Annotated in this window: 23 protein-coding genes; 13 read left to right on the forward strand and 10 right to left on the reverse strand. The window is 64.5% G+C overall.

Features of this window, described 5'->3' with window-relative positions; translation table 11 throughout:
• Genes ASB57_RS08105 through ASB57_RS08115 form a run of 3 tightly spaced genes read right to left on the reverse strand, consistent with a single transcriptional unit; the run spans nucleotide 1 to nucleotide 2,284 of the window.
• Nucleotides 1-669 carry a 3-oxoacid CoA-transferase subunit A gene (locus ASB57_RS08105; protein WP_057651766.1) on the reverse strand — a complete coding sequence of 223 codons (669 nt, stop codon included), beginning with the start codon at nucleotides 667-669 and terminating at the stop codon, nucleotides 1-3.
• Nucleotides 666-1,118: a Zn-ribbon domain-containing OB-fold protein gene (locus tag ASB57_RS08110; protein WP_057651767.1), complete on the reverse strand. Its 453-nt coding sequence runs from the start codon at nucleotides 1,116-1,118 to the stop codon at nucleotides 666-668. Before ASB57_RS08110 ends, ASB57_RS08105 begins: the two co-directional genes overlap by 4 nt.
• A complete protein-coding gene (locus ASB57_RS08115) occupies nucleotides 1,115-2,284 on the reverse strand; it encodes a thiolase domain-containing protein (RefSeq protein ID WP_057651768.1) in 1,170 nt (389 codons plus the stop codon). Before ASB57_RS08115 ends, ASB57_RS08110 begins: the two co-directional genes overlap by 4 nt.
• 104 nt (nucleotides 2,285-2,388) lie before the next feature.
• Here ASB57_RS08115 and ASB57_RS08120 point away from each other — a divergent pair, with 104 nt between their 5' ends.
• The 6 genes from ASB57_RS08120 (at nucleotide 2,389) to ASB57_RS08145 (ending at nucleotide 7,393) form a co-directional block, all read left to right on the forward strand.
• Complete coding sequence (locus ASB57_RS08120; RefSeq protein ID WP_057651769.1) at nucleotides 2,389-3,117, forward strand: IclR family transcriptional regulator; 729 nt, start codon at nucleotides 2,389-2,391, stop codon at nucleotides 3,115-3,117.
• A gap of 209 nt (nucleotides 3,118-3,326) precedes the next feature.
• The gene (locus tag ASB57_RS08125) at nucleotides 3,327-3,995 is read left to right on the forward strand and encodes a response regulator transcription factor (RefSeq protein ID WP_057651770.1); all 669 of its coding nucleotides are present in this window, start codon (nucleotides 3,327-3,329) and stop codon (nucleotides 3,993-3,995) included.
• Nucleotides 3,982-5,568 (forward strand): HAMP domain-containing sensor histidine kinase, encoded by a 1,587-nt coding sequence (locus ASB57_RS08130; RefSeq protein ID WP_082621450.1) that lies wholly within the window; start codon nucleotides 3,982-3,984, stop codon nucleotides 5,566-5,568. The genes ASB57_RS08125 and ASB57_RS08130 overlap by 14 nt, the downstream gene beginning before the upstream one ends.
• Nucleotides 5,565-6,104 (forward strand): prepilin peptidase, encoded by a 540-nt coding sequence (locus ASB57_RS08135; RefSeq protein WP_197424995.1) that lies wholly within the window; start codon nucleotides 5,565-5,567, stop codon nucleotides 6,102-6,104. The genes ASB57_RS08130 and ASB57_RS08135 overlap by 4 nt, the downstream gene beginning before the upstream one ends.
• A gap of 3 nt (nucleotides 6,105-6,107) precedes the next feature.
• On the forward strand, nucleotides 6,108-6,632 hold the full coding sequence (locus ASB57_RS08140; RefSeq protein ID WP_197424997.1) for a TadE/TadG family type IV pilus assembly protein: 525 nt from the start codon (nucleotides 6,108-6,110) through the stop codon (nucleotides 6,630-6,632).
• A 170-nt stretch (nucleotides 6,633-6,802) separates the two neighbouring features.
• Nucleotides 6,803-7,393, forward strand: a complete 591-nt coding sequence (locus ASB57_RS08145) for a biliverdin-producing heme oxygenase (protein WP_057651773.1) — start codon at nucleotides 6,803-6,805, stop codon at nucleotides 7,391-7,393.
• Between the two features lie 69 nt (nucleotides 7,394-7,462).
• Here the strand turns inward: ASB57_RS08145 and ASB57_RS08150 are convergent, their stop codons facing one another.
• Nucleotides 7,463-8,323 carry a LysR family transcriptional regulator gene (locus ASB57_RS08150; protein WP_057651774.1) on the reverse strand — a complete coding sequence of 287 codons (861 nt, stop codon included), beginning with the start codon at nucleotides 8,321-8,323 and terminating at the stop codon, nucleotides 7,463-7,465.
• A 153-nt stretch (nucleotides 8,324-8,476) separates the two neighbouring features.
• Between ASB57_RS08150 and ASB57_RS08155 the strand changes: the two genes are divergently transcribed.
• Nucleotides 8,477-9,055: a DUF4865 family protein gene (locus ASB57_RS08155; RefSeq protein WP_057651775.1), complete on the forward strand. Its 579-nt coding sequence runs from the start codon at nucleotides 8,477-8,479 to the stop codon at nucleotides 9,053-9,055.
• A 110-nt stretch (nucleotides 9,056-9,165) separates the two neighbouring features.
• Here the strand turns inward: ASB57_RS08155 and ASB57_RS08160 are convergent, their stop codons facing one another.
• The 5 genes from ASB57_RS08160 to ASB57_RS08180 all read right to left on the reverse strand — a co-directional run bounded on the left by ASB57_RS08160 (nucleotide 9,166) and on the right by ASB57_RS08180 (nucleotide 16,342).
• The gene (locus ASB57_RS08160; protein ID WP_197424999.1) at nucleotides 9,166-10,185 is read right to left on the reverse strand and encodes a tripartite tricarboxylate transporter substrate binding protein; all 1,020 of its coding nucleotides are present in this window, start codon (nucleotides 10,183-10,185) and stop codon (nucleotides 9,166-9,168) included.
• Nucleotides 10,186-10,233: 48 nt separating this feature from the next.
• Entirely contained in the window at nucleotides 10,234-13,428 is a 3,195-nt protein-coding gene (locus tag ASB57_RS08165) for an EAL domain-containing protein (protein WP_057651777.1), read from the reverse strand.
• A 165-nt stretch (nucleotides 13,429-13,593) separates the two neighbouring features.
• On the reverse strand, nucleotides 13,594-14,400 hold the full coding sequence (locus ASB57_RS08170; protein WP_057651778.1) for a metallophosphoesterase: 807 nt from the start codon (nucleotides 14,398-14,400) through the stop codon (nucleotides 13,594-13,596).
• Nucleotides 14,397-15,380, reverse strand: a complete 984-nt coding sequence (locus ASB57_RS08175) for a diacylglycerol kinase family protein (RefSeq protein ID WP_057651779.1) — start codon at nucleotides 15,378-15,380, stop codon at nucleotides 14,397-14,399. Before ASB57_RS08175 ends, ASB57_RS08170 begins: the two co-directional genes overlap by 4 nt.
• 68 nt (nucleotides 15,381-15,448) lie before the next feature.
• Nucleotides 15,449-16,342, reverse strand: coding sequence for a LysR substrate-binding domain-containing protein (locus ASB57_RS08180; RefSeq protein WP_057651780.1), 894 nt, complete (start codon nucleotides 16,340-16,342; stop codon nucleotides 15,449-15,451).
• Nucleotides 16,343-16,454: 112 nt separating this feature from the next.
• On the opposite strand from ASB57_RS08180, the gene ASB57_RS08185 reads away from it, so the two are divergent.
• A complete protein-coding gene (locus ASB57_RS08185) occupies nucleotides 16,455-17,384 on the forward strand; it encodes a dihydrodipicolinate synthase family protein (protein ID WP_057651781.1) in 930 nt (309 codons plus the stop codon).
• A gap of 20 nt (nucleotides 17,385-17,404) precedes the next feature.
• On the opposite strand, the gene ASB57_RS08190 is transcribed toward ASB57_RS08185, so the two are convergent.
• Nucleotides 17,405-18,088 carry a GntR family transcriptional regulator gene (locus tag ASB57_RS08190; RefSeq protein WP_057651782.1) on the reverse strand — a complete coding sequence of 228 codons (684 nt, stop codon included), beginning with the start codon at nucleotides 18,086-18,088 and terminating at the stop codon, nucleotides 17,405-17,407.
• A 220-nt stretch (nucleotides 18,089-18,308) separates the two neighbouring features.
• Between ASB57_RS08190 and ASB57_RS08195 the strand changes: the two genes are divergently transcribed.
• The 5 genes from ASB57_RS08195 (at nucleotide 18,309) to ASB57_RS08215 (ending at nucleotide 23,965) form a co-directional block, all read left to right on the forward strand.
• The gene (locus tag ASB57_RS08195; RefSeq protein WP_057651783.1) at nucleotides 18,309-19,532 is read left to right on the forward strand and encodes a pyridoxal phosphate-dependent aminotransferase; all 1,224 of its coding nucleotides are present in this window, start codon (nucleotides 18,309-18,311) and stop codon (nucleotides 19,530-19,532) included.
• A 12-nt stretch (nucleotides 19,533-19,544) separates the two neighbouring features.
• Complete coding sequence (pxpB, locus tag ASB57_RS08200; RefSeq protein WP_231755366.1) at nucleotides 19,545-20,336, forward strand: 5-oxoprolinase subunit PxpB; 792 nt, start codon at nucleotides 19,545-19,547, stop codon at nucleotides 20,334-20,336.
• Nucleotides 20,333-21,409 (forward strand): biotin-dependent carboxyltransferase family protein, encoded by a 1,077-nt coding sequence (locus tag ASB57_RS08205; RefSeq protein WP_057651784.1) that lies wholly within the window; start codon nucleotides 20,333-20,335, stop codon nucleotides 21,407-21,409. Before pxpB ends, ASB57_RS08205 begins: the two co-directional genes overlap by 4 nt.
• Before the next feature lie 5 nt (nucleotides 21,410-21,414).
• Nucleotides 21,415-22,167, forward strand: coding sequence for a LamB/YcsF family protein (locus ASB57_RS08210; protein WP_057651785.1), 753 nt, complete (start codon nucleotides 21,415-21,417; stop codon nucleotides 22,165-22,167).
• A 190-nt stretch (nucleotides 22,168-22,357) separates the two neighbouring features.
• A complete protein-coding gene (locus tag ASB57_RS08215; RefSeq protein WP_057651786.1) occupies nucleotides 22,358-23,965 on the forward strand; it encodes an ABC transporter substrate-binding protein in 1,608 nt (535 codons plus the stop codon).
• Nucleotides 23,966-24,037: the final 72 nt, after the last annotated feature.

Here is a 24,037-nt window from a genome sequence, read left to right on the forward strand (position 1 = left end):
TCAGTTGGCTCCTGCCAGAACGACGCGCTGGACGTACACGCCCGGCGTGATGATGTGCTCGGGGTCCAGTCCGCCCAGATCCACGATGTGGGATACCTGGGCGATGGTGCAACGCGCCGCCGCGGCCATCACCGGCCCGAAGTTGCGGCCGGAACGCCGATAGGTCAGATTGCCCCAACGATCGCCGGTATCGCCTTTGATCAAGGCGTAGTCGGCCCGCAAGGAATACTCCAGGATGTGCTCCACGCCGTCGATGACGCGGCTTTCCTTGCCTTGCGCCAGTTCGGTGCCCACCCCCGTCGGCGTGAAGAATCCGCCGATGCCAGCGCCTCCGGCCCGGATGCGCTCGGCCAGGGTCCCTTGCGGCACCAGTTCCAGCTCCAGCTTCCCTTCGCGATAGAGGTCATCGAAGGCATTCGAACCGGGCTGGCGCGGAAACGAACACACGAATTTGCGCACCTGGCCCGCCGCCACCAGCTTGCTCAAGCCCTTGCCCAGGCTGCCGGCGTTATTGCTGATGATGGTCAGGCCCCGCGCGCCCTGCCGCACCAGCGCGTCGACCAGCTCGAACGGCAAGCCGGCGCCGCCGAAGCCGCCCACCATCAAGACGGCGCCGTCCGGGATATCGGCCACGGCCGCATCCAGGCCGTCCACGATCTTGTTGATCATGCTTTGTCTCCCACGGCGTCCGTGTCGGTATCCGGCTCAAAGACCGGTAAAGGATAGGAACCGTCGGTAGCGGCAAAAGTGACTTTGACGGCGTCGCCGATGGCCCAGCCACGCGCCGGCCGATTCACCAGATGCGTCACCATCGACGGCCCTTCAGCCAGAGTCACGAAAGCGAGCACGAAGGGGGCTTCGGCATGCGCCACCGCGGTGTAGGAATAGACGCGACCGCGGCCACTGCCTTCGGTCCAAGCGGTGTCCCCTCCGCACAGCGGGCAGCGCGGCCGGGGGTACCAATGCACCTGCGCGCAGGAGGCGCAGCGCCTGACCAGGAAGCGGCCTTCAGCGGCGGCCTGCCAGAACGGCAGGGTATCGGGCGACGGGATGGGCGCGGGCAACACGCGCGCCGGGGAGGCGGAGGTCTGTGGCGACGCTGGGGTTTGTGTAGTCATACTCGTTCCAGTATCAGAGTCGCGCTGCCGTGGCGGGTGGCCAGCATGCCGCCCGTTCCATGCGCCAGCGCCAGGTGGCAGTCCGGCACCTGCACGGCCGGGTGGGCTTCGCCGCGCAGCTGCCGCACGGCCTCGATCACCTTGGTCATGCCGCCGCGGTTGCCGGGATGGTTGTTGCACAAGCCGCCGCCGTCCGTGTTGAAAGGCAGCTTGCCGACACCGGAGATCAGATTGCCGTCGGCCACGAAGCGGCCGCCCTCGCCCTTGGCGCAGAAGCCCAGGTCTTCCAGCTGCATCAGCACCGTGATGGTGAAGCTGTCGTAGATGGAGGCGTAGCGGATGTCCGCCGGCGTCACACCGGCTTCCTCGAACGCGCGCGCGCCCGACCAGCGACCACCGGAATAGGTCAGGTCGATATAGCCACCCGCCGTATGCTTGACGGCCTCGCCCGCCCCGCGCACCTTGACCAGCGGCCGTTGCAGTGTCCGCGCGACTTCAGGGCTGGCCACCACCAGCGCGCCGCCGCCGTCGCTGACCACGCAGCAATCCAGGCGATGCAGCGGGTCCGCCACCAGGGGCGACGCCAGCACGTCGCTCACCGTGACCGGCTTGCGCAGCATCGCGTTGGGATTGTGCTGCGCGTGCTGGGACGCCGCCACCTTGATCCACGCCAGCTGTTCGCTGGTCGTGCCGTATTCGTGCATATGGCGCCGCGCGCACATCGCATAACCGGCCGCGTTGGCGAGCCCATACGGAAACTCCCATTGCGCGTCCGGCTGGTCCGGCGTGCGCATCTTGGCCTTGGTGCCTGTCGCCACGCCTTCGCTGCGCGGGCGCCCCGCCAATGTGATCAGCGCGACACGGCATTTGCCGGCCGCGATGGCCTGCGCCGCATGCGCCACCAACGCGATATAGGACGCGCCACCCATGTCGGTGTTGTCGATATGACTCGGCTGCAGGTTCAGATAGTCGAGCATGGACAGCGCGCCCAGGCCCGGGGTATCGCCCGAACAAAAATAGCCGTCCACTTCGCTTGCAGGGATGCCGGCATCGGCCAGCGCGCCTAGCGCGACTTCCGCATGCAGCTGCGCCAGCGACGTATCGGGCGCCTTGCGCAAAGGATGCTCATACGCGCCCACTATGTAGGCCTTGCCGTTAATGCTCATGATCTTGAGCGCCTCCACCTTATCGTTTTATGAAAATAGAATCTTCTTCTATTTTTATTAGAATAAACTTCTATTTTCTTGTCAACGATGATTTCGGACACGCCATGCCTGCCAAACGCAGTACTTCCGCCGTAGCGGCTGCCCCTGAGAAACCCGACGGCGTCGCCGCGGTCAATCGCGCGCTCACCGTTTTGCAGGCGTTCAACCAGGCGCCCGACGGGCTCACGCTGGCCATGCTTGGCGCGGCCACCGACCTTTACGAAAGCACCATCCTGCGGCTGCTCGATTCGCTGATGCTGGCCAATTTCGTCAAGAAACTGGCGGATGGCCGCTATGTCGTCGGACCTGGCGTCATGCCCCTGGCGGAGATGTACCGACAATCGTTCAAGCTGTCCGACTATGTGCTGCCGCGTCTGCGGGCATTGACCGCGCAGACCGAGGAGTGCTCGGGGCTCTACGTGCGTGAGGGCGACCAGCGCATCTGCCTGCACCACATCCAGCCGCAACGGTCGGTGCGCTCACATGTCCGAGAGGGGGTGCTGTTCCCGCTGGACCGGGGCGCGGCCGGGCGCGTGATTCTTGCTTTCGATCAGCAGGTCGAAGGAGAACCGTATGACACCATCCGGGCTCAGGGCTACGCCATCACGCAGAAGGAGCGCGATCCCGAGAGCGCGGCCATCGCCTGCCCGGTCTTCGGCCACGACGGCAAGCTGGTAGGCGCCATGTCCATCGTGATCCCGCTCTACCGCTATACGGAAGAAGTCGTGAAACGCGTGTTGCCGGCGATACAGACCCAGGCGCGTCTGTTGAGCGAGGATTTGGGAGGCGGTTGAAGCCAATGGGGCACTCCCACGGCGCTCCGTGAGATCCAGGGCAGCGCAACGCGCGGCGACCTTTCCGTTTTCATTAAATCTGCGTCATGAACGTGGTCAAGGTCACCAATGAGAATGGTTTCTATTTATAATCGCCCTGCTCTTCCGATGTCCGTGACCCGAAAGTCACGCCCGCGGCCTCCCATCCGCCTCGTTTCAATTGATCCTCCATGCGCGCTTTGGTCGTCGAAGACGATAGCAACGTCCGATACTGGCTAGGCACCAAGTTGCAGGCCAACGGCCACCAGTGCCTGCTGGTCGACTCCGGCGAGGACGCCCTGGTCGCCCTTGGCCGCGAAGTCTTCGACATCATGGTGCTGGACCGCATGCTGCCCGGCATGGACGGCATGGAAGTGCTGCAACGCCTGCGCGGCTGCCAGCGGCCGCCGGTCATCATCCTGTCGACCATCGACCAACCGTCTGACCGGGTCGCCGGCCTGCGCGCGGGCGCAGACGACTACCTGGGCAAACCCTTCGACTTCGCCGAACTGCTGACCCGCATGGAGCTGCTGACGCGCCGTACCGTGTACAGCTCGCGCGACGAACAGTACTGGATCATTCAGGACCTGCATATCGACCTGGTCAACCGGGTGGTCAAACGCGCTCAGCGGACGATCGACCTGACCGACAAGGAATTCCAATTGCTGCGCGTGCTGGCCGAGCATACTGGCCAAGCCGTTCCGCGCAGCATGCTGCTGGAAAAAGTGTGGGGCCTGCAGTTCGACCCGCAGACCAATCTTATCGACGTCCATATGTCCAAGCTGCGCGGCAAGCTGGACAAGGGTTTCGACACGTCCCTGATCAAGACCGTGCGCGCGCTGGGCTATGTCCTCGGTTGAACCCATGACGCCGGCACGCGCCGGCAGCGGGCGTGTGCCGGCCCGCGCCGATGTCGCCCGATCCGCTTTCGCGCGCGCCCTGCCCGCCTTTCTCGCCGACACACCCGCGCATGCGGCCGGCCCAAGCCGGCCGGTCCAGGAAGCACCGCCGGCCCGCGCGCGCTTGTGGGGTAATTCCCATTTCCGTCAGGCGGCATGCATCGCCTTTGTGTTCCTGCTGGTCACGCTGGCATCGATCGTGTGCGGCCAGAAGGTCATCGAGGCGGTGCTCGTCAGCCACGTGAAGGAGCAGGTCAACGCGGAAATCAGCAATCAGAGTGTCGGTGGCGGCCTGAACAGCGCCAACCGCCTGAGCCTGCTGCTGGAGCACCAGGCCATGCGCATCGGGCGGCGCGAACGCGCCACCCTGGTACTGGACGCCGCCGGCAAGGTGCAATACGGCACGCCAGCCACGCTGGCCGCGGCGCTTTGTCCTGACGCCCTGCCTTGCAGCGGCTGGCGCCGCGCCCATGTGAGCAGTCCGGACGGCAGAAGCGAATGGCTGGGGCGCGGCATCACCTTGCAGGATGGCGGGCTGCTGCTGATCGCCTACGACGTGCTGCCCATGATGGACCGCATGTACCCCGTGCCGCTGACCGCCGGCGTCAGTATCTTCGCCGTGTTGTTGATCAGCCTGGGCACCGGTCTCTACTTCAGCATGTATGGCGTGCGCCGGATCGACCGCATCCGTGTGGCCATGCAGACCTATGCGCGCAACAACCCGGACACGCGTATTCCCGTCAATCAGCGTGGCCAGGACGAATTCGATCTGCTGGGCAAGGACATCAATAACGCGCTCGCCCGCATCAACCAGTTGATGGAAGAAGTGCGCAATGCCACCAACCACATCGCCCATGAGCTGCGCACGCCGCTGACCCGCCTGCAGCACCGCCTGTCCACGGCCAGCGAGAACACCACCGACGCGGCCGCGCTGCACGAAATCGCCTTGGCCGAAGAAGAAGCCGCGCAGATCCAGCGCCTGTTCAGTGCGGTCATGCGCATCAGCGAGATCGAGTCCGGACGCTGCGCGCACGACTTCAGCGCGATCGACGTGGCGGCCCTGCTGCGGGACCTGGTCGATTACTACCAGTGGCAGGCTGACGAACGGCATATCGAACTGCGCGTGGACCACGCGCCGGACTGCGCCATCAACGGCGATCGGGCGCTGCTGTTGCAGGCCCTGGTGAACCTGATGGACAACGCGTTCAAGTACGCCCCTGCCGGCGCCACCTTGACCCTGGTGGCGCGACGGCGCAACGGCGCGTGCGAACTGGGCGTGGGCGATGAAGGCCCCGGCATCGATCCCGCGATGCGCCTGCAAGTGGTGCAACGTTTCCGCCGCCTGGTGCGCGATCGCAACGTGCCTGGCCACGGGCTGGGTCTGTCGCTGGTGCAGGCGGTGGCGCAGCTGCATGAAGGTGAGTTGCTGCTGCTCGATCATCACGAGCCGGCGGCGGCCGCGGCCACTGAGGCTGTGCGGCCTCGCGGCCTGCTGGCCGTGCTGCGCCTGCCTCCCGCGGATCTGCGCACATGATTATGAACATCACGCTTAGCACCATGATCCTGGCTCCGGCGCTGTTGTGGACCATGTGGTCCGATCTGCTCTATCGCCGCATCGCCAACTGGCTGGTGCTGATGCTGTTGACGCTGTGGGCCTGTTGTACCGGCTATGCCATCGGCCAGGCCGGCTGGCTCTCCGTCGCTCCCGCTGTCACGACCGGTATGCTCGCGGCCGCCACCGTACTCGTGGCGGGCTTTGGCCTTTTCGCAATCGGCTGGGTCGGCGCGGGTGACGTCAAGATGATGTCGGTCCTGTGCCTGTGGATGGGCGCCAACGCCTTCGTATTCATCGTCGTGGCTTCCCTGGCCGGGGGCATCCTGGCCCTGGGCCTGCCTGTGCTGCGCACGCTGGAGACCCTGCTGGCGCAGGGAGTCATTCGCCTGCCCCGGCGTCTGCGCGGCCCGGCAGCGCCTTTGCCGACGGCGTTGCGCGCCGAGCCAGTGTCCGGTGTTCCCTACGGCGTCGTCCTCGCCTTCGCGGCGTCCACGGTGCTGTATCTCCATTTCTAGCAAATGAAATTTCTTGCCTTCCAGCCGTCGGGACAGCGCGCAGCCAAACGTAGGGCGGCGTACCGCGCAGGCGGCCGGTACCAACGTGGTGTCGTCGCCGTCGAGGCTGCCTACGTACTTCCCGTGATCATCGCCGCGGTCATGATGTTGATGGAGCTGGCCAATATCGGTCTGACGATCAACAGGAGCAGCGACGCACTGGCACGGACATTGAGCGAGCTCCGCACAATGGACACCAACCATCTGAGTGCGGGCGACATGGAATCCGAACTGCGCGCCCGCATGGCCCGCGCATCGCAGGGTTACCTGGGCACCGACAACATTGCCGTGATCGACGTCGAACGCTTCAGCACGGTGGATGTCACGGAGGGCCCCCAGGCAGTCACCCCCAGCACCGCGGTGCAGGCCTGGCGCATCACGGTGGACGTCAGCAAGGACTTCATCACCCCCCCGCCCCGCTTGCTCAGTATCGGCAACAGCGCTTTCCGTTATCGCTACGAGCGTGTCCTCGGCGAGCCGCCGCCCTAGAGACCATTAAGCAGGTTTAACCCTGGCCGGAATTCGTTTGAAGTACAAAAGCGATACACGCCAAACGCGCCCAAGACGCCGCGCACGCAGAGCAAAACTGCTAACCTGATGCCTCGGTTCTGGCGCTACCGGCCCACTATCGTTTATCTCCGCTTCGGATCCTTCCTGCCATGAACACCGTCCTCGACCTGCCCGCCACGCTCTCGTTCCGGCTCAAACACGAGACCAACGATCAGCACGAACGCATGCACGCCCTGATGGAGCAAGGCAAACCCTTCGAGTCGCGCGAACGTTATGCGCGCTTCGTGGCCGCGCAATACCTCTTCCAACAGGATGTGGAACATCTGTTCGACGATGCCCGCATCCAGGCGGCGGTGCCTGACCTGGCCGTGCGTGGCCGTGTCGAAGCCGCCATCGCGGACATGAAGGATCTGGACCGCGCCATCCCGCAAGAGCCGCTGGCCACGGCCCATGTGGCCATGCCGGAGGCGCTGGGCTGGCTGTATGTTTCCGAAGGTTCGACCCTGGGCGCCGCCTTCCTGCTCAAGCAGGTGCAACAGACCCTGGGCCTGGACGCGAACTTCGGCGCGCGCAATCTTGCCGCGTATCCGGAAGGCCGCGCCCTGGTCTGGCGCCGCTTCGTGGCCGCGCTGGACAGCGACGCTATCTCGGAAAAAGAGCATGACGCGGTGCTGGCCGGCGCCAATGCCGCTTACGACCGCTTTGGCGATCTGCTGCAACGGTATCTGTTGGCGGCTTGATTTCCATCACGCGCGCGCGGTAAGGATCAGGACGATTTTCCAGGCCTAGAGTCCTAGAGGCATATAGGCCTATAGGCCGATCGCCGTGGCCCGGATCGCGGCGCCCAGTGCCCGCAATGCGCCGCGAGCCTGGGCATCCGTCGGGCCGGTGTGCAGGACCACGTCGCGCGATGGCAGCGCGGGCAATCCCAGGCGTGGACCCAGGTCCACCGTTCCCGCCGGCGCCACGCGCCGGCCCAGGGCAGCCACGGCCAGGCCCGCGGACACCGCGGCGCCGATGGTCGAAACACCGCCCCCCACGAACACCTCCGTCCATGGCACGGATGCCTGCGCCAGCGCGTCCACCGCCATGGCGCGCACGCTGCAGGGTTCCGCCTGGGTCGCCAGCCGCAAAGGCTGACCGGGTGTCCATTCGAAATCCGGCGCGCCCATCCAGCCGAAGCCTTCTTCCAGCAGCAGCTCGCCGTCCAGGCGGCGGCTGTCATGGCGCAGCACGACGCCAGCATCGAGCCGGCCCGCGTCGAACTCGCCCAGCACGTCCCGCGATGACGCGATTCGCATTTCCAGGATCAGCGTGGGGTCCGCACGGTTCAGCCCTTGTAGCATCCTCGGCAGCTCGGCGCCGACCACATGATGGCTGACACCCACCACCAGACGGCGCGGTTGGCCATCCGAGAAAGCGTTGAAAGCGCCCTGATGCGCCGCCACCAGGGTGCGCGCGGCCGGCAGGAACGCCCCACCGTCGGCGGATAAACGCACCAGGCGGGGGGTGCGATCCAGCAAGCGCCGGCCCAGCATGGACTCCAGGCGGCGGATCTTCAGGCTGATGGTGGACTGCGTGGTGTCCATCACTTCCGCCGCGCGGGTGAAGCTTTTCATGTCCGCGGTCAGGACAAAAGCTTGGACGGCTTCGATATCCAGGGTCTTCATGGTCACCCCCAATGATTTATGTTTTAAATCATTGAAATACTCATAGATCGTATTTTCAAATGATAGCTCGGTCGTTACGCTGTCGTCCATACCGTTTGTCATTTGGCAGACGTAAGCGTCTGAACTGACCGTCCCATTCCCTGGAGTTGAATCATGTTGATTGCTCACTACACCCATCGCTTGCCCGCTGATTACGATCTGGACATCATCCGCCGCCGGGCCAAAGAACGCGGCAAGCTTTGGGACGCCACGCCGCGGCTCTACTTCAAAGGTTTCCTGTTTCGTGAAGCTGGCCAGCTTGGCGCCATCAGCCATAGCTATTCCTCGCTGTATCTTTGGCAGGATGACCAGGGCCTGCGCGATTTCCTGCTGGAGAACCGCTACAAGACCGTGACGGACAGCTTCGGCCGGGCCAATATCGACACGCGCATCGTGCTGGACGCAAGACGGGGCGCCGCCAAGGAAGCCAACTATTTGCAGAAAGAGGAAGTCGATATCCCGCTGGATCAGGATCTGGCTGAAGCGTATGCGTTGGAGCTGGAACGCAACCGCGCGGTGGCGGCGCAACGTGGCGTCGTTGCCGCCACCGTGGGGGTGGACACCACGGCTTGGCGCTTCACCCGAGTGGTCTTGCGCGAAGCCAATGAAGGAGCCGCCAAGGACGCCGTGAGCTACGAGGTGCTGCACCTGGCAAGGCCGCTGCTGGACCAGCTGCCACTGGCCGGCCGTTAATAAGGTCTTGTCACTTCAGGCTGGGCGGGGCCAGCGCATGGTCTTGCAGGCTTTGGCCCCGTCCAGCTCGTCGATGATGGCCGGCGACGTATTGGTGCCGACTACCTGAACTACTGAAAACCATTGACCTGGTAGTTGCGCAGGACGCTGGTCCAGCGGGCGTTGTCGCTGGCGAGCGCTCTACGCAGGCCGTCGGGCGTATACGGGGACGACGGCAATACATAGCCCATGGTGGTCATGGCCTCGTGAAGCTCCTCGTCGGCGAATAGCTGGCTGACCACCAGGTTCAGCTTGGCAATGACGGCCGGGTGCGTGTCCCGTGGCGCGAGCAGGACAAACCAGTCGTCGGCACTGATTTCGGGAAAACCTTCCTCCGCGATGGTCGGCACATCGGGCAGGCTGGACACTCTGCCATTGGATGTCACCGCCACCGCCCGCAACGATCCCGCATTCATATGCGAGATGCCGCCGGCCAGTTGCGTGAACAGCAGATCCATTTTTCCACTGACGACGTCGGTCAGGGCGCGGGACATTTCCATGTAGGGAATGTGCTGAAACCGGATGCCCGCCGCATCCTGCAATAACACTGAAACCAGATGGTTGGTGGTCCCGACACCCAAGGTCGCGGCATTGAGACGCCCCGGATTGTCCCGCGCTATCTGAATGACTTCGCGCAACGTCCGGGCCGCCAGCCGATGACCGATCACAATGCCAACCGGCATGCGCGCGACCATCGCGACCGGGGTCAGGTCCCGCTTGAAATCATATTGAAGATGGGGATACATGGTCCGGTGCAAGGTGGCGGACCGCGTACCCAGCAAGATCGTGTAGCCATCCGGCTTGGCCTGCGCCACCGCCATCGCGGCCAGATTGCCCGAAGCGCCAAGCCGGTAATCGATTGCCACCCGCTGCCCCAGCACCGCGGCCATGGCCACGGACAACCTGCGTGCCAGGATGTCGATGCCGCCGCCCGGCGGACCGCCTATCATCATCGAAACGCTTCTTTGCGGATAATCGGTATCGATATCCGAAATATCATCGTCGAACGCCGCTATGTTCTTGAGGTCGTGATCCACCTGCAGTCTCCCATGTGGCAAATGTCTGAATAAGCGCTGTTGCACGCCAGACACTCGTCGCATGGGTACACGGGAATTAGAACTTGGTTCCGCGACTATCCCTTATGCGGCATCAGCCAGCACTCGATCACGGGCCCATGCATGCAGGCGCGTGCCGGGCATGGGTTCCCCATAGAGATAACCTTGCAGTTCATCACACCCTATCTCGCGCAAGAGCTGAGCTTCGGGTTCGGTTTCCACGCCTTCCGCCACCACGCGCAATCCCAATTCATGGCCAAGCTCGACGATCGCCTTGACCACCGCCAGATCCGCGGGGGCATCGATCATGTCCCGCACGAAGGCACGGTCGATCTTCAAGCGGTCCAAGGGAAAACGGTTCAGATAGCTGAGACTCGAATAGCCCGTCCCAAAATCGTCCAGTGACAGCTTCACTCCCAAGCTGCGTACCGCGCGTATCCGATCCAGATAGTCGTCGGTATCTCCCATCAGCACCGTCTCGGTGATTTCCAATTCCAGGGAATCAGGCGCCAGGCCATGCGCCGCGAGACTCGCCTGCAAGGTTCCAATCAAATCCGGATCGCGCAGCTGGATCGCCGACAGGTTGATGGACATGCGCAAGCCGGCGAACCCTTCACGCCGCCACAGCGCCAGCTGAGCGCACGCCTGCTCGATCACCCAGGCGCCAATCGGAATGATTTGCCGGGTTTCTTCCGCGATCGGCACGAAGCGCGACGGATCCACCGTCCCCAAGGCCGCGTTGGACCAGCGCAGCAAAGCCTCGGTGGACACCAGCTCCCCCGTGGTCGCATCGATGCAGGGCTGGAACACCAGCGCCAGCTCCTGCCGCGCGATGGCCTCCCGCAAACCGGCTTCGATCGCCAGCCGCAGACGCGCCCGTTCCGCCATCTCCAGCGAGAAGAACTTGACCAGATTGCGGCCCGCCGCCTTTGCCTGATACATGGCCGCATCGGCGTTCTGCATCAAGGTATCGATGTCCGCGCCGTCCTCCGGATACATGGCCACGCCGACACTGCAAGACACTTGCAAGGTGACACCCGCGATCTCATGCGGCTGGCGCACCAATGGAATGAGCCGTTCGGCGATCAGGTGCTCGACGTCGGCACGGCCGCCCACCTGGGTCAGGATGATGGTGAACTCATCGCCGCCCAGGCGGCTGACGGTGTCGCCACCGCGCACGGCCTGCAAAAGCCGCCGCGATATCGACTTGAGCAAGCCATCTCCCACATGATGGCCAAGCGAATCATTGATGTCTTTGAATCGATCCAGATCGATGAAAAGCACCGCACAGCGCTGTCCTACATGCTGGCCTGTACCAAGCGCGGTGCGCAGCTGCTTGGTGAACAGCGCCCGATTCGGCAGTTCGGTCAGCACATCGTGTTCGGCCAGGAAGCGGATGCGGGCCTCGCTCTTCTTGCGGTCGGTGATGTCGATGACGGTGCAGATGAAATGGGACACATTGCCCTGCTTGTCCCGCACGGCATTGACCATCAGCCAGGCCGGAAACTCGCCGCCGCGGCGGCGCCGCACCTGGCCTTCCCCGCTCCAGGTACCGCGCCGCTCGACCTGGGCGGCGATGGCGCTCATCGCGGTGAATTGCGTGTTCGCCGCGTTATCCGTTGCGATGAAGGAAGGCAGCGTGCCCACCACATCCCCCGGCGCGTAGCCGGTGGCGCGATAGAACGCCGCGTTACCGCTCAAAAGCCGACACTCTTGATCAAGAATCAGGATGGCTTCCGATGAAGCTTCGAACACCTTGGCCCAGAGTTCCAGCCTTTGCTCCATCAGCTTGATCTGGTTGATGGGCGTGAACGCTGTCAGGATGGCGTCCCGGCCCTGAAAATCCAGGCGGCGCGCCGACAACATGGCCCACGTGGGCTCGCCGCCCGCCTTCCAGAGCACCTCGAATTCGTCCACCGCGTCGTGATCCGACAACTGCTGGAAGAAACGCGCACGGACCGAAGAGTCCAGGCCGTAGATCCAGGGGTCCGTCGTGCGGCCGCCCAGCCAGGCCAGGGCCGGCTGATTCGCATGCAGGACCTCGTGCCCCGGCACCGACGTCACCATCATGGGCACCGGCGTGGCCTCCACCAGCGACTGCTGCGCGGCGGCAGCGCGGGCGCGGGCGGCCAACTCTTTCTGCTTGTCCCGCTCGTGATCGAGTTGCTCCAGCATCTCATTGAAGCCGTTCACCAACTGCCCGATCTCATCGTGGCTGTCCCAACTGGCGCGCTGGCTGTGGTCGCCCGTGCGACGCACCTTGTCCATGACCTTGGCCAGGTCGCGCAGGGGCCGCGATATCTGCTGGGCGACGAAATACACCATGAACAAGATGCAGAAAAGCAGGAACAGGGCGGTCCCAAGGTGCAGCCACATACGCGAGTACAGCCCGCTTACGCGGACGTGCAACAGCTTGTCCAGCGCCATGTCCGTGCTCGACCAGGCATCGCGTATCGCCAGCACCAGTGCTTGTTGATCGGTATCCACCGCGGCCAGCGCGGCGGCGCGGGGCGCATCCTCGCCATCCAGCACGCCATGCGCCGCGCCACGGTAGCGCTCCACCGCCAGCAACAGCCTGTCGATGCCGTCGTGCAGCGATCCGCCCAGGGCCGCATTGGCGGCGCGCGCTTCGGAGTAATCGGAACGTATGCCCTGCACCACCGCATCCAGCTGCCCCTCAAGCACCAGATAGCGGGCGCGCATTTCATTTCTTGTGCGGGGAGCGGTGTCGATACCTCGAAGCAGGTTTCCTATCCCATGTACAGAATCGAGCAGAGCGGGATAGCGCAAGATCGACAAGGACATGGCGTAATAGCTGTCCAGGTCCGGATCGAGAATCAGATTGGATTGATTGCCGACACGCGTGATCAACGCGCGGCTGGTATCGAGCGCTTCGTTGAGCCGGGCCGGCGTGGCCCTGGGCGCATCCGCCAGCATGTGCAAGGCCGCGATGACTTGCGCGTTGACGTCGGCGCTGCGCATTTGCGCGCCATAGCCGGCCTCGGAGACCGCCAGGGCTTGCGCCGCGCGGCGCCAGTTGGCCGCGGGCACATCCGCGCCTGCGGCGGACAGGGACACGTCCACGATGGCGTCGCGCACGGTCGAAATGTAGGCGTTGCCCAGGATTTCCTTGTCCGAGAAGTCGATCGAAAGATACTTCTCGTGGATCAGGATTCCGCTGATGAAAACGACGGCGCTCAGATCCAGTAGATAGATCAAAAGCAGTTTTCTGCCGACGCGCAGACGCGCCAGCATACGGAAGACGATATGACGTTTCATGCTGCACACAGCGGGCGACTCGTGGCCGCCCTCCCCTTGTGTTCGCGGTGCTTGGTCCGCGTTAATACATTTTGAAACTATAGTGACGGATTTATAACCCAGTTGCCGGGTTTCGGGCGGGGATTGTCCGGCTCTGTCGCTGCGAAATCACAGGAAATGCAGGATTTAGGGGTTCAGTTCCAGGATTTGGCTGTCGACGTCGGAAAAGATGCCTTTTTCCTCATCGAAATCCCACCGCTCCACGGTACAGCTGCGCAAGCCCTCGCTGGCCCCCGCGCCTGGATACTCCAGGACGTTGACGGAATTTGGGATGCCGCCGCGCACTCTATGGGAGAGCGCGGTGCCGGCTTGCACGACCCAGGCGCGCCGCTCCGTTGCCGCGCCCAGAGGGACGACATAGGGCAGATGTATGTGTCCGCCTAGGACCAGGTCCGCGCCAGCTGCCACCCACGCGGGGACAGCCAGCTCGCGCCCGATGAGCAGGTTGGACACGTCGGTATCGACAATGGCGCGTACCGGCTGATGCACCACGACCATGCGCAACTGCCCTGGGCGTGCCTGCCGCAGCCGCGCGCATACGCGCTCGACCTGGCGCTGCGAGACTTCGCCATTCTTGTGGCGCCCCGGGCGTGTGGTGTTCAGACCGATGACGAGCAGCGCGTCGCTGCTGAATACGGGCTCCAGCGTCACGCCCATCGCACGCTTGTAGCCCCCATACGGGTTGAACAGGCGTGCCGCGATGTTGAATAGCGGGATGTCGTGATTGCCGGGAATGGCCAGCACCGGAAAACCCAGCTCGGACACGAACTGGCGGGCGGCGGCGAATTGCCTTGCCCTGGCGCGTTGGGTGATGTCGCCGGACAGAACCACCAGATCGGGCCGCAGCTCGCGCGCGAGCGTCAACAGGGCCTGTACCACGGGTGCCTGTTCCGTGCCGAAATGCGTATCGGATATATGCAGCACTCGCGTCATGAGCGATCCAGGCGGCTGCTATCGCGGGGCACCAGCAAGTGCAGGCGCTGCGGGGCAACCGCGAACACGAGCGGCGCACGTGTCCAGAAGATCTCGCCGTCCATCGCCACCTTGATGCGGCGCCTGCCGCCGCGCGGACGCACGGTCAGCGTGTCGAAGCCGAAGCTGATGACGTTGGACGCTTCGCCCAGCCGGCTCAGGGCGCCCATGACCATCAGGCCGTACAGCGCCAGGGTACCGACCGGCTTGGCGGCCATGGCGACCAGGCGATTGTCTTCAAGGTGGGCCGCGTCCGGCAGGCCCAGCTGTTCGAGTTGCAGGGCGTTATTGCCCACCACCAGCGTCGGCGTCCGCAACAATCGCCGCTCGCCATGCGACGATAGTTCAAGATCGAGCCGCGCCGGCGTGCGCATGAGGGTCACGATGGCCGAGATCAAAGCCACCCATCTGCGGCGTCCCAATTTCTGTTTGTAGGCTTCGCGGTCTTCGAGCAGTTGGGGATAGAGGCCGAGGCTTGCGTTGACCAGAAAGGGCCGGCCGTCCAGCAGCCCCACCTGCACCGGCTCGATGCGGGCGTCCAGCAGGCTGGCCACGGATTCTTCGGTTTCCCGGGAAATACCGTAGGTGCGGCCGAAGTAGTTGAAGGTGCCGCGCGGCAGGATGCCGAAGGGCAGCCCGCTGGGCAGGACCGCCGCGGCCACCGCGTTCAGGGTACCATCGCCACCCGCGGCGACCACCACGCCGCCCGCGTCACCGGCCAGCTTCACGGCACGCTCGGCCACTTGCGGCAAGGTCGTGGGATCGTCGACCGCCAACAGCGTAAAGGTACGGCCGGCTTGACCCAATAGTTCTTCGATCTTTGCGCGTGTACGCGCGGAATCGTCATTGCCTGATCCACCATTGAAGACGATGAACAGCGGTTCTCGTCCCGAAAGTTGGGCAGGAGGTTTGGAGTCTTGGTGCGCGGTCGGATCGCTCATTCAAAGAAGATACCCATACCTTGGCGGTCAAGCAAGCGAGCCCACGGCAGCGAGTGCCGAAGCATTTCTCACGCCGCCCGCCGCAAAACCCCCTTCAATGTCTCCAGGAAAGACTGCGATATCTGGGACAGTGGCTCTTCGCGCAGGCGGACCACATACGCGGTCAAGGCTTCCATGCCGCTGACCGGCCGCGCCTCGAACAGGCTGCCGGGCCAGCTGCGGGCGGAGAACTCGTCGACCAGGGCGATGCCCGCCCCCGCCTGCACCAGCGCGCAGGCATTCTGCGGCGAGCCGACTTCGACGACCGCCTTGGCGGCCTGGCCCTCCCCCTCGAACCACCCATGGACCCGCTGGCCGAAGGGCGAGTTTCGTTCGTAGGCGATCAGCGGATAAGGCAGCAGGTCGACGGGCGCCAAGGTGGCGTGATCCGCCAACGCATGACCGCGCGGGAAAATGCATACCCAGCGGGTGGCGCCGATAGGCTCCAACTCAAGATTGGGATGACTGAGCGGCAGGATGGTGACGCCCAGATCCGCATGGCGTTTCAACAGGCGCTCCGTCAACGCGATATGGGTCAAATACTGAAACGTAAGCTTGACCTGCGGCTGGTCGCGCCGATACTCGGTAATCGCCGCGGGGATCAGCATCTGGCCGATGCTGGGGCTGGCCACAAGATTCAGGATGCCTTCCTGATGCTCGAACAGGTCGCGGGCCATGTCGCTGACCCGTTGCACGCCTTCATAGACGTTCTCGACCTCGTGAAACAGTTTCTTGGCTTCCAGGGTTGCGTGCAAACGCCCCCGTATGCGCTGGAACAAGGGAAAGCCGATGCGCTGCTCAAGATGAGAAAGCAGGCGGCTGACCGCGGGCTGGGAGACGAACAGCAATTCCGCCGCACCGCGGATGGTGCCGGTGATCATCACCGCGCGAAAAACTTCGATCTGGCGCAGATTGAGCTTCATGGAAAACCAGGCAGGGAGTTAACACAGTGTTAAGGATCACGGCTGAATAAGCAATAGCTGCCCTGCGGTCCGCCGCCAATAATTCCCCATTGCCCCATCAATGGAGAACCCCGTGCCCGCCAATCGCATCAACGAACAAACCTCCGGCGTCTACATCATTGCCGCGACGCCGTTCACCGACCAGGGCGCGCTCGACCTGCACAGCATCGACAGCCTGACCGACTTCTATCTGGAAAAAGGCGTCACCGGTTTCACCATCCTGGGCATGATGGGCGAAGCGTCCAAGCTGACCGAGGCCGAAACCACCACCGTGATGACGCGCATCCTGCAACGCGTAAACGGCCGGGCGCCGGTCGTGGTCGGCGTCAGCAGTCCCTCGAACCAGCATGTGCAACGCCTGTCCCAGGAAGCCATGGGCCTGGGCGCCGCCGGTGTGATGGTGGCGCCGGCGCCGAACCTGAAAACCGACGACCAGGTCTACGGTTACTACGCCGCCATCGCCGAACTGCTGGGCGCCGACACGCCGATCTGCCTGCAGGACTTTCCCCAGACGACGGGCGTACACACGTCCGTCGGCGTGATCCACCGGCTGATCGACACCTACCCGCAGATCGTGATGCTGAAGCACGAAGATTTCCCCGGGATGCGCAAGCTCACCCAGATCCGCAAGCAAAGCGAAGCCGACGCCCGCCGCCGCATCAGCATCATGGTGGGCAATGGCGGCCTGTTCCTGCCCCAGGAACTGCTGCGCGGCGCGGACGGCGCGATGACGGGCTTTGCCTATCCCGAAATGCTGGTGCAGGTGTGCAAGATGTTCGCCGAAGGGCAAGCCGACGCGGCCGAAGACCTGTTCAATATCTATCTGCCGCTGCTGCGCCACGAATTCCAGTATGGCCTGGGACTGGCCCTGCGCAAGGAAACCCTGCGCCGTCGCGGCGCCATCCGTTCCGCCTACGTGCGCAAGCCGGGGCCCGTGCTGGACGCAACCGACCACGAAGAATTGGGACGCCTGATCGCCAGGCTGGAAGCGGCGCTACGTTAAACAGCGGGGCAACGAGCCCCTCAATACGTCCCGGACAATTTGTCGATGATGGACTGCCGGATGTTCTCGATATGCCGCATGGTCTCCCCCGACGCCGCCTGCGCATCCCCGCGCGCCAAGGCGTCGAGCATCGCCAGATGCTCGCCACAGACCGGCACCATGCGGTTTTCCAGGCGTTTGAGCGAGAACATCCGGGTTTTCTGCCGCAACTTGGCGATCATGCCCGCCATCAGCTCGTTGCCACAGTATTCGGATATCAGGCCATGCAGTTCCGCGTCCAGCTGCTGGTGCAAAGGATCGCCCGGCTGCCCTTCTTCCATCAGGGACTGGACGCGCTCGCGCAGATTCGCCAGCGTTTCCGCCGGCACCTTGCCCGCGGCGCGCCCCGCCGCATCGCCTTCCAGCAGGCGGCGGATATGCAGCGTTTCCATCAGGTCCTGCAAGGTGACCTGGCGCACGAACAAACGATTATTGGACTTGCGCTCCAACATCTGTTCGCCCTCGAGCCTGTGCATGGCCTCCCGCAACGGGGTGCGTGACACACCAAGCCGCAAGGCCAGGGCCCGTTCCTGCACCTGTTCGCCCTGCTTCAGTTCGCGCGACAGGATCAGGTCCACCAGGGCGTCGTACGCCTGGTTGGCCAGTCCTCGGTTGCCCCCGTCCAGCTCCTGGCTGGGGGCCGGTTCCTCGTGTCCCGGATTCATGAATTCTGTTTGTGAGATATGCGAAAAAAAGGGAGTGTGGCACAGCTTGATGGCTCCTGAATCTTGCTCAGGCCCCACCTGATGGCGACTTTTCCCTGGGATGGCCACATCCTCCCCGCTGGTCCATGCATTGTATATAAGTGGTATACCTAATGTACTCACGGTTCGGACGGGGCCAGAATGGCATCACTCCCCGAAGTCTCACCGAGCCGAAATCCCGATGTCTTCCGTTGAACTCGATGTCCGTCTGTCCGACCGTGTAGCGGCGGCGCGTCCCTCCGCCACCGGCGCCATCAGCGAATTGGCCCGCCGGCTGTCCGCCGAAGGCCGCTCCATCATCAGCCTCAGCGAAGGCGAACTGGATTTCGATACGCCGCAGCACGTGCGCGAGGCCGCCATCCAGGGCATCGCCGACGGCCAGACCCGCTACACCGACGTCGGCGGCACGCCCGCCCTCAAGTCGGCGGTCGCCGCCAAGTTCAAGCGCGACAACCACCTGACCTATACGCCGGCGGAGATCATTGCCGCCACCGGCGCCAAGCAGATCCTGTTCAACGCCCTGCTGGCCACCCTGAACCCGGGCGATGAAGCCATCGTCGTGGCGCCGTACTGGGTGTCCTATACGGAAATGGCCCGTATCGCTGGCGGCACGCCGGTGGTCATCACCCCGGACGCCGGCAACGATTTCAAGCTGACGCCCGCCTTGCTGGAACAGCACTTGACGCCGAATACGCGCTGGCTGATCCTGAACGCACCCTGCAATCCGTCGGGCGCGCTCTATACCAAGGAAGAGTTCGCCGCCCTGGCCGCGGTCATCCGCAAGCACCCGCGCGTCCTCGTGATGTCGGACGATATCTATGAACAGCTGGTTTATGAAGGCACGTTCGTCTCTTTTGTCGAAGCCGCGCCCGATATGCATGCACGCACCCTGACCATCAACGGGGTCTCGAAGTCGCATGCCATGACTGGCTGGCGCCTGGGCTACGCCGGCGGTCCGGCCTGGCTGATCAAGGCCATGAACCTGCTGCAGTCGCAAAGCACCAGCAATCCCAGCTCCGTCAGCCAGGCCGCGGCCGTCGCCGCGCTCAACGGCTCGCACGACTTCCTCGACGGCTGGCGCGACCGCCTGCGCACGCGCCGGGACATGGCGCTGGCCATCCTGCAGCAAGCCGCGCCGGTGCTGGCCGTGGGCCGTCCCCCGGCGGCCTTCTACTTTTTCGCGGACTGCCGGCAAGCGATCGGCATGCGCACCCCCAAGGGCGAAGTCATAAGCACCGACGCCGATCTGGCGCGTTACCTTATCGAAGAAGCCGGCGTGGCCATGGTTCCGGGCAGCGCCTTCGGCCTCGAACCTTATCTGCGCCTGACCTTCTGCATCGCCGACGAGCGCCTGAAGCTCGCCTGCGAGCGCATCGTGGCCGCCTGCGCCAAACTGACCCGCTGAAAGAGTCCTATCTTGAATCCTTCAGCCGACGCCGCCCTGCTGGAAACCGACGCGACGTCCATCGAGCAAAGCGCCGGCATCCTGGCGCGCGCGCGCATCGAACCGGTCGGCGACCGCTGCCTGCTGATCCGCCTTGGCGATACGGTCGACCTGGCCACCAACCGGGCGGTGCACGCGGTCACGGCGCTGATCAACGCGGCCGCCGCCGATGACGCGTCCCTGGCCGCCATCGTCGAGGTGGTCCCGGCCTTCACCACCGTCGCCGTCCATTACCAACCCTCGCGCTGCCCGCGCGTGGGCGATTTACCCAGCGTCCACCTGACGCGCTGCATCGAAGCCCTGCTGCGCCAGGACCTGCCGGACGTCGCCGTCGAAGGCCGTGTGGTGGAGATCCCCGCCTGCTATGGCGGCGACTTCGGGCCCGACCTGGACGACGTGGCCGAGCGTTGCGGCCTGACGCCCCAGGAAGTGATCGCCTTGCACAGTGGCACGCCGCTGACGCTCTACGCTTTCTTCTTCTCGCCGGGCAACCCCTTCGCCGGTCCGCTCGATCCCCGCTTGAACGTGAAGCGCCGCTCATCGCCGCGCACGCGCGTGGAAGCGGGTTCGGTGGCCATCGCCAACGGCCTGTCTTCCATCTACCAAAGCGCGTCGCCGGGTGGCTGGAACGTCATCGCCCGCACGCCCTGGAACCTGTTCGACGTGACCGCCCAGCCGCCCACGCGGCTGCGCCTGGGCGATCAACTGCGCTTCAAGCCGATTTCGCCCACGGAATTCGCTGACCTGCTGGAGCCACGGCCATGAATGTGATGACCGTCGAACGCCCCGGCATGCTCAGCACCCTGCAGGACACCGGCCGCCTGGGCCACCAGCAGTATGGTGTCTCGGTGAACGGTCCGATGGACGAATGGGCCCATCGCCTGGCCAATGCCCTCGTAGGCAATGAAGAGGACGCCGCCGTGCTCGAATGCACGGTCACCGGCCCGCGCCTGCACTTCGCCGACAACACCCTGGTCGCCCTCTGCGGCGCGCGCATGCGTATCACCGCCAATGGTCAGGCCATCCCGCAAGACCGCGCGGTGCTGCTGCGCCGCGGCACCGTGCTCGACGTAGGAGAACGGCTGCAAGGCGCCCGCCTGTACCTGGCCGTGCGCGGCGGCTTCGCGCCCGAACCGGTGCTCGGCAGCCGCAGCACCAATATCCGCGCGGGTTTCGGCGGCCATGCGGGCCGCGCGCTCAAACGCGCCGACCGGGTCCTGGTCGGCCGCATGTCGCGCGACCTGCCGGTACTACCCATCGAGAAGCTGATGGTCCAAAGCGGCATGCCCATCGTGCTGGCGGAGCAAGTGGACGTCACGCCCCCGCACTGGCGCGGCAACGGCGACCACGAAGACGACGACACCGCCCCAACCGCCCCCATCCGCTTCATCCCCGGCCCCCACTGGCCCGCCTTCACCGCGGCCGCCCAGGATCAGCTGACGACCCGTTCCTATACCGTCACGCAGCAATCCGACCGCATGGGCGCGCGCCTGAGCGGCGAGCCTTTGAAGCTGACCGCGCCGCTGGAACTGATCTCCGAAGCCACGGCATTCGGCACCATCCAGGTCCCGCCCGATGGCCAGCCCATCGTGCTGATGGCCGACCGCCAGAGCGCCGGCGGCTATCCCAAGATCGCTTATGTCGCCAGCGCCGACCTGCCGCCGCTTGCGCAGGCCATGCCGGGCGACGCGCTGCATTTCAAGGCCATCGCGCAAGCCGATGCCGAGCTGGCATGGCGCGCCGCCGATGACCGGCTGCAAGAAATCCAGACAGCGGCCACGCGTGTCCTGCACGCGCGCGGCCCTTCCACCATCGAACCAACGCAAAGCCAGGAGTGAGCGACATGCCTTCCATCGACATCAACTGTGACATGGGTGAGAGCTTCGGCGCCTGGGTCATGGGCCAGGACAGCGAGCTGATGCCCCACATCACCGCCGCCAATATCGCTTGCGGCTTCCATGCCGGCGACCCCGACGTGATGCTGGCCACCGTCCGCTCCGCCATCAAGCACAACGTCGCCATCGGCGCGCATCCGGGGCTGCCGGACCTGCAAGGCTTCGGCCGCCGCGTCATGGCCATGACGGCCGACGAGGTCTATGCCCTGGTGGTCTACCAGGTTGGCGCCCTGCAGGCCGTGGCCCGCGCCCAAGGGGGCAAGCTGCATCACGTGAAGACGCATGGCGCGCTCTACAACATGACCGCGCGCGATCCGGCCCTGGCCGATGCCGTGGCCCGCGCGGTGGCCGACGTCGATGCTTCGCTACCCATCTACGTCGCCAACGCCCCCATCGCCAAAGCCACGCTGGACCGCGGACTGACCGCGATCTACGAGGTCTACGCCGACCGCACGTATCAGGACGACGGCACCTTGACGCCGCGCTCGCAGCCGCACGCCATGATCGAGGATGTCGATCAGGCCATCGCGCAGGTCAAGCGCATGGTCAAGGATGGCGTGGTGCGCGCCCTGTCGGGCAAGGATGTGCCGATCAAGGCCGACACGCTGTGCATCCACGGTGACCAGCCGGGCGCCGCGGTGTTTGCCCGCGACATCCGCGCCGCCCTGCAAGCAGAAGGAATTGAAGTAAAGACGGTGTAGCCCACCGTCCACCCGGATAGCGGTCCCGTACTCAAGGGGAGACGTGGCCGCCCATCCAGACGCAACACCCCCACGCAACGGCCGTGTCGCCACACGGCCCCGGGGAGTCTTTTTTTCTTGAACGCGTTCCGACCCTGTAACAGCCGCCCTCAGTGTCGCCGCAATACCGCCTAGCCTAGGAGTGACCTGCATGTCTTCCACCTCGACCAACAAGCCCTCGGCCCTCAGCCGCGTCAAGGGCCCCCTGCTGTCCGCCGCGCTGGCCGCGATGCTGGCTGTCGCCGGCACCACCGGCGCCCAGGCCCAGACCCACGGCGGCACCTTGCGCGCCATCGTGCAGCCGGAACCGCCGCTGCTGATGCTGGGCTTGAACCAGCAGATCCCCACGCAATACGTGGCCGGCAAGATCTACGAAAGCCTGCTGACGTGGTCGCCCGACCTCAAGCCGCAACCCGGCCTGGCGCGCGCCTGGCATGTGTCGGAAGACGGCAAGACCTATACCTTCGACCTGCAGCAAGGCGTGACCTGGCATGACGGCAAGCCCTTCAGCGCCGACGACGTGGTCTTCAGCATCGACAAATTCCTGCGCGCGGTCCACCCGCGTGCCCGCGTCATCATCAACCAGTTCGTCGAATCGGTCACCGCGCTGGCTCCGGACAAGGTCGAGATCAAGCTGAAGTCGCCCTTCGCGCCCTTCCTCAAGTCCTTCGTCAGCGACAACATGCCCATCGTGCCGAAGCATCTTTACGATGGCACCGACTACCTGAACAATCCCAACAACCAGAAGCCCATCGGCACCGGCCCCTTCATGTTCAAGAGCTGGAGCAAGGGTTCGGTCATCGAGCTGGTGCGCAATCCCAACTACTGGCAGAAGGGCAAGCCCTACCTGGACGGCATCGTCTTCAGCGTGATCCCCGACTCGGCCTCGCGCGCCGTGGCGTTCGAGCGCGGCGACGTGGACGTGCTGCGCAGCGGCGACGTCGACAACGTCGACATCAAGCGCCTGAAGGCGCTGCCCAACGTGGACTACACCACCAACGGCTGGGAAATGTTCTCGCAGCAGGCCTACGTGCAGATGAACCAGCGCAAGCCGCCGTTCGACAACGTCAAGGTGCGCCAGGCGGTGATGTACGCGCTGAACCGCAAATTCATCGTCGACAACATCTTCTTCGGCCTGGGCAAGGTCTCGACCGGCCCCATTTCGTCGAAGACCCCCTTCTACAGCGCCGACGTTACCCAGTACCCCTACGACATCAAGAAGGCTCGCGCCCTGATCAAGGAATCCGGCGTGGACGTGTCGAAGACGCCCGTGAAGATCCTCGCCTATCCCTACGGCGCGGCGTGGGACCGCCTGGGTGAATACACCCGCCAGGCCCTGCAGCAGATCGGTTTCAACGTCGACATGGAAGCCGCCGACGCCGGTACGTGGTCCAAGCGCGTGTCCGACTTCGACTTCGACCTGACCTTCAGCTTCACGTCGCAGTACGGCGATCCGGCCCTGGGCGTGTCGCGCCTGTTCCTGACCCGCAACATCGTCAAGGGCTCGGCCTTCGTCAACAACGTGGGCTACCAGAACGCCGAAGCCGACGCCCTGTGGGACAAGGGCGCCACGGCCACGTCCGACGCGGACCGCAAGCAGGCCTACGATCAGGTGCAGAAGATCCTGGTGGACCAGGTGGCCAACGGCTATCTGTTCGAAATCGAGAACCCGTCGCTGTACCGCGCCAAGGTGCATAACCTGGTGACCACGGCGATCGGCTTGAACGACACCTTCGCCGACGTCTACATCGACAAATAAGCCGCTCCTCCGTCTGTCGGCAACGCCACGGCCACGCGCTTCATGGCCGTGGCGTTGCCCCGTTTCTGTCTG

It is taken from the genome of Bordetella sp. N (assembly GCF_001433395.1).
Taxonomy (GTDB): Bacteria; Pseudomonadota; Gammaproteobacteria; order Burkholderiales; family Burkholderiaceae_B; genus Bordetella_C.

Bases quoted from the DNA above. Each gene is read 5' to 3' on its own strand.
- ASB57_RS08110 (WP_057651767.1), bottom strand. From the start codon at position 1,118: ATGACTACACAAACCCCAGCGTCGCCACAGACCTCCGCCTCCCCGGCG.
- ASB57_RS08205 (WP_057651784.1), top strand. From the start codon at position 20,333: ATGAATGTGATGACCGTCGAACGCCCCGGCATGCTCAGCACCCTGCAG.
- ASB57_RS08210 (WP_057651785.1), top strand. From the start codon at position 21,415: ATGCCTTCCATCGACATCAACTGTGACATGGGTGAGAGCTTCGGCGCC.
- ASB57_RS08115 (WP_057651768.1), bottom strand. From the start codon at position 2,284: ATGAGCATTAACGGCAAGGCCTACATAGTGGGCGCGTATGAGCATCCT.
- ASB57_RS08215 (WP_057651786.1), top strand. From the start codon at position 22,358: ATGTCTTCCACCTCGACCAACAAGCCCTCGGCCCTCAGCCGCGTCAAG.
- ASB57_RS08130 (WP_082621450.1), top strand. From the start codon at position 3,982: ATGTCCTCGGTTGAACCCATGACGCCGGCACGCGCCGGCAGCGGGCGT.
- ASB57_RS08125 (WP_057651770.1), top strand. From the start codon at position 3,327: ATGCGCGCTTTGGTCGTCGAAGACGATAGCAACGTCCGATACTGGCTA.
- ASB57_RS08105 (WP_057651766.1), bottom strand. From the start codon at position 669: ATGATCAACAAGATCGTGGACGGCCTGGATGCGGCCGTGGCCGATATC.
- ASB57_RS08170 (WP_057651778.1), bottom strand. From the start codon at position 14,400: ATGACGCGAGTGCTGCATATATCCGATACGCATTTCGGCACGGAACAG.
- ASB57_RS08175 (WP_057651779.1), bottom strand. From the start codon at position 15,380: ATGAGCGATCCGACCGCGCACCAAGACTCCAAACCTCCTGCCCAACTT.
- ASB57_RS08140 (WP_197424997.1), top strand. From the start codon at position 6,108: ATGAAATTTCTTGCCTTCCAGCCGTCGGGACAGCGCGCAGCCAAACGT.
- ASB57_RS08145 (WP_057651773.1), top strand. From the start codon at position 6,803: ATGAACACCGTCCTCGACCTGCCCGCCACGCTCTCGTTCCGGCTCAAA.
- ASB57_RS08150 (WP_057651774.1), bottom strand. From the start codon at position 8,323: ATGAAGACCCTGGATATCGAAGCCGTCCAAGCTTTTGTCCTGACCGCG.
- ASB57_RS08195 (WP_057651783.1), top strand. From the start codon at position 18,309: ATGTCTTCCGTTGAACTCGATGTCCGTCTGTCCGACCGTGTAGCGGCG.
- ASB57_RS08135 (WP_197424995.1), top strand. From the start codon at position 5,565: ATGATTATGAACATCACGCTTAGCACCATGATCCTGGCTCCGGCGCTG.
- ASB57_RS08120 (WP_057651769.1), top strand. From the start codon at position 2,389: ATGCCTGCCAAACGCAGTACTTCCGCCGTAGCGGCTGCCCCTGAGAAA.
- ASB57_RS08180 (WP_057651780.1), bottom strand. From the start codon at position 16,342: ATGAAGCTCAATCTGCGCCAGATCGAAGTTTTTCGCGCGGTGATGATC.
- ASB57_RS08165 (WP_057651777.1), bottom strand. From the start codon at position 13,428: ATGAAACGTCATATCGTCTTCCGTATGCTGGCGCGTCTGCGCGTCGGC.
- ASB57_RS08155 (WP_057651775.1), top strand. From the start codon at position 8,477: ATGTTGATTGCTCACTACACCCATCGCTTGCCCGCTGATTACGATCTG.
- ASB57_RS08190 (WP_057651782.1), bottom strand. From the start codon at position 18,088: ATGAATCCGGGACACGAGGAACCGGCCCCCAGCCAGGAGCTGGACGGG.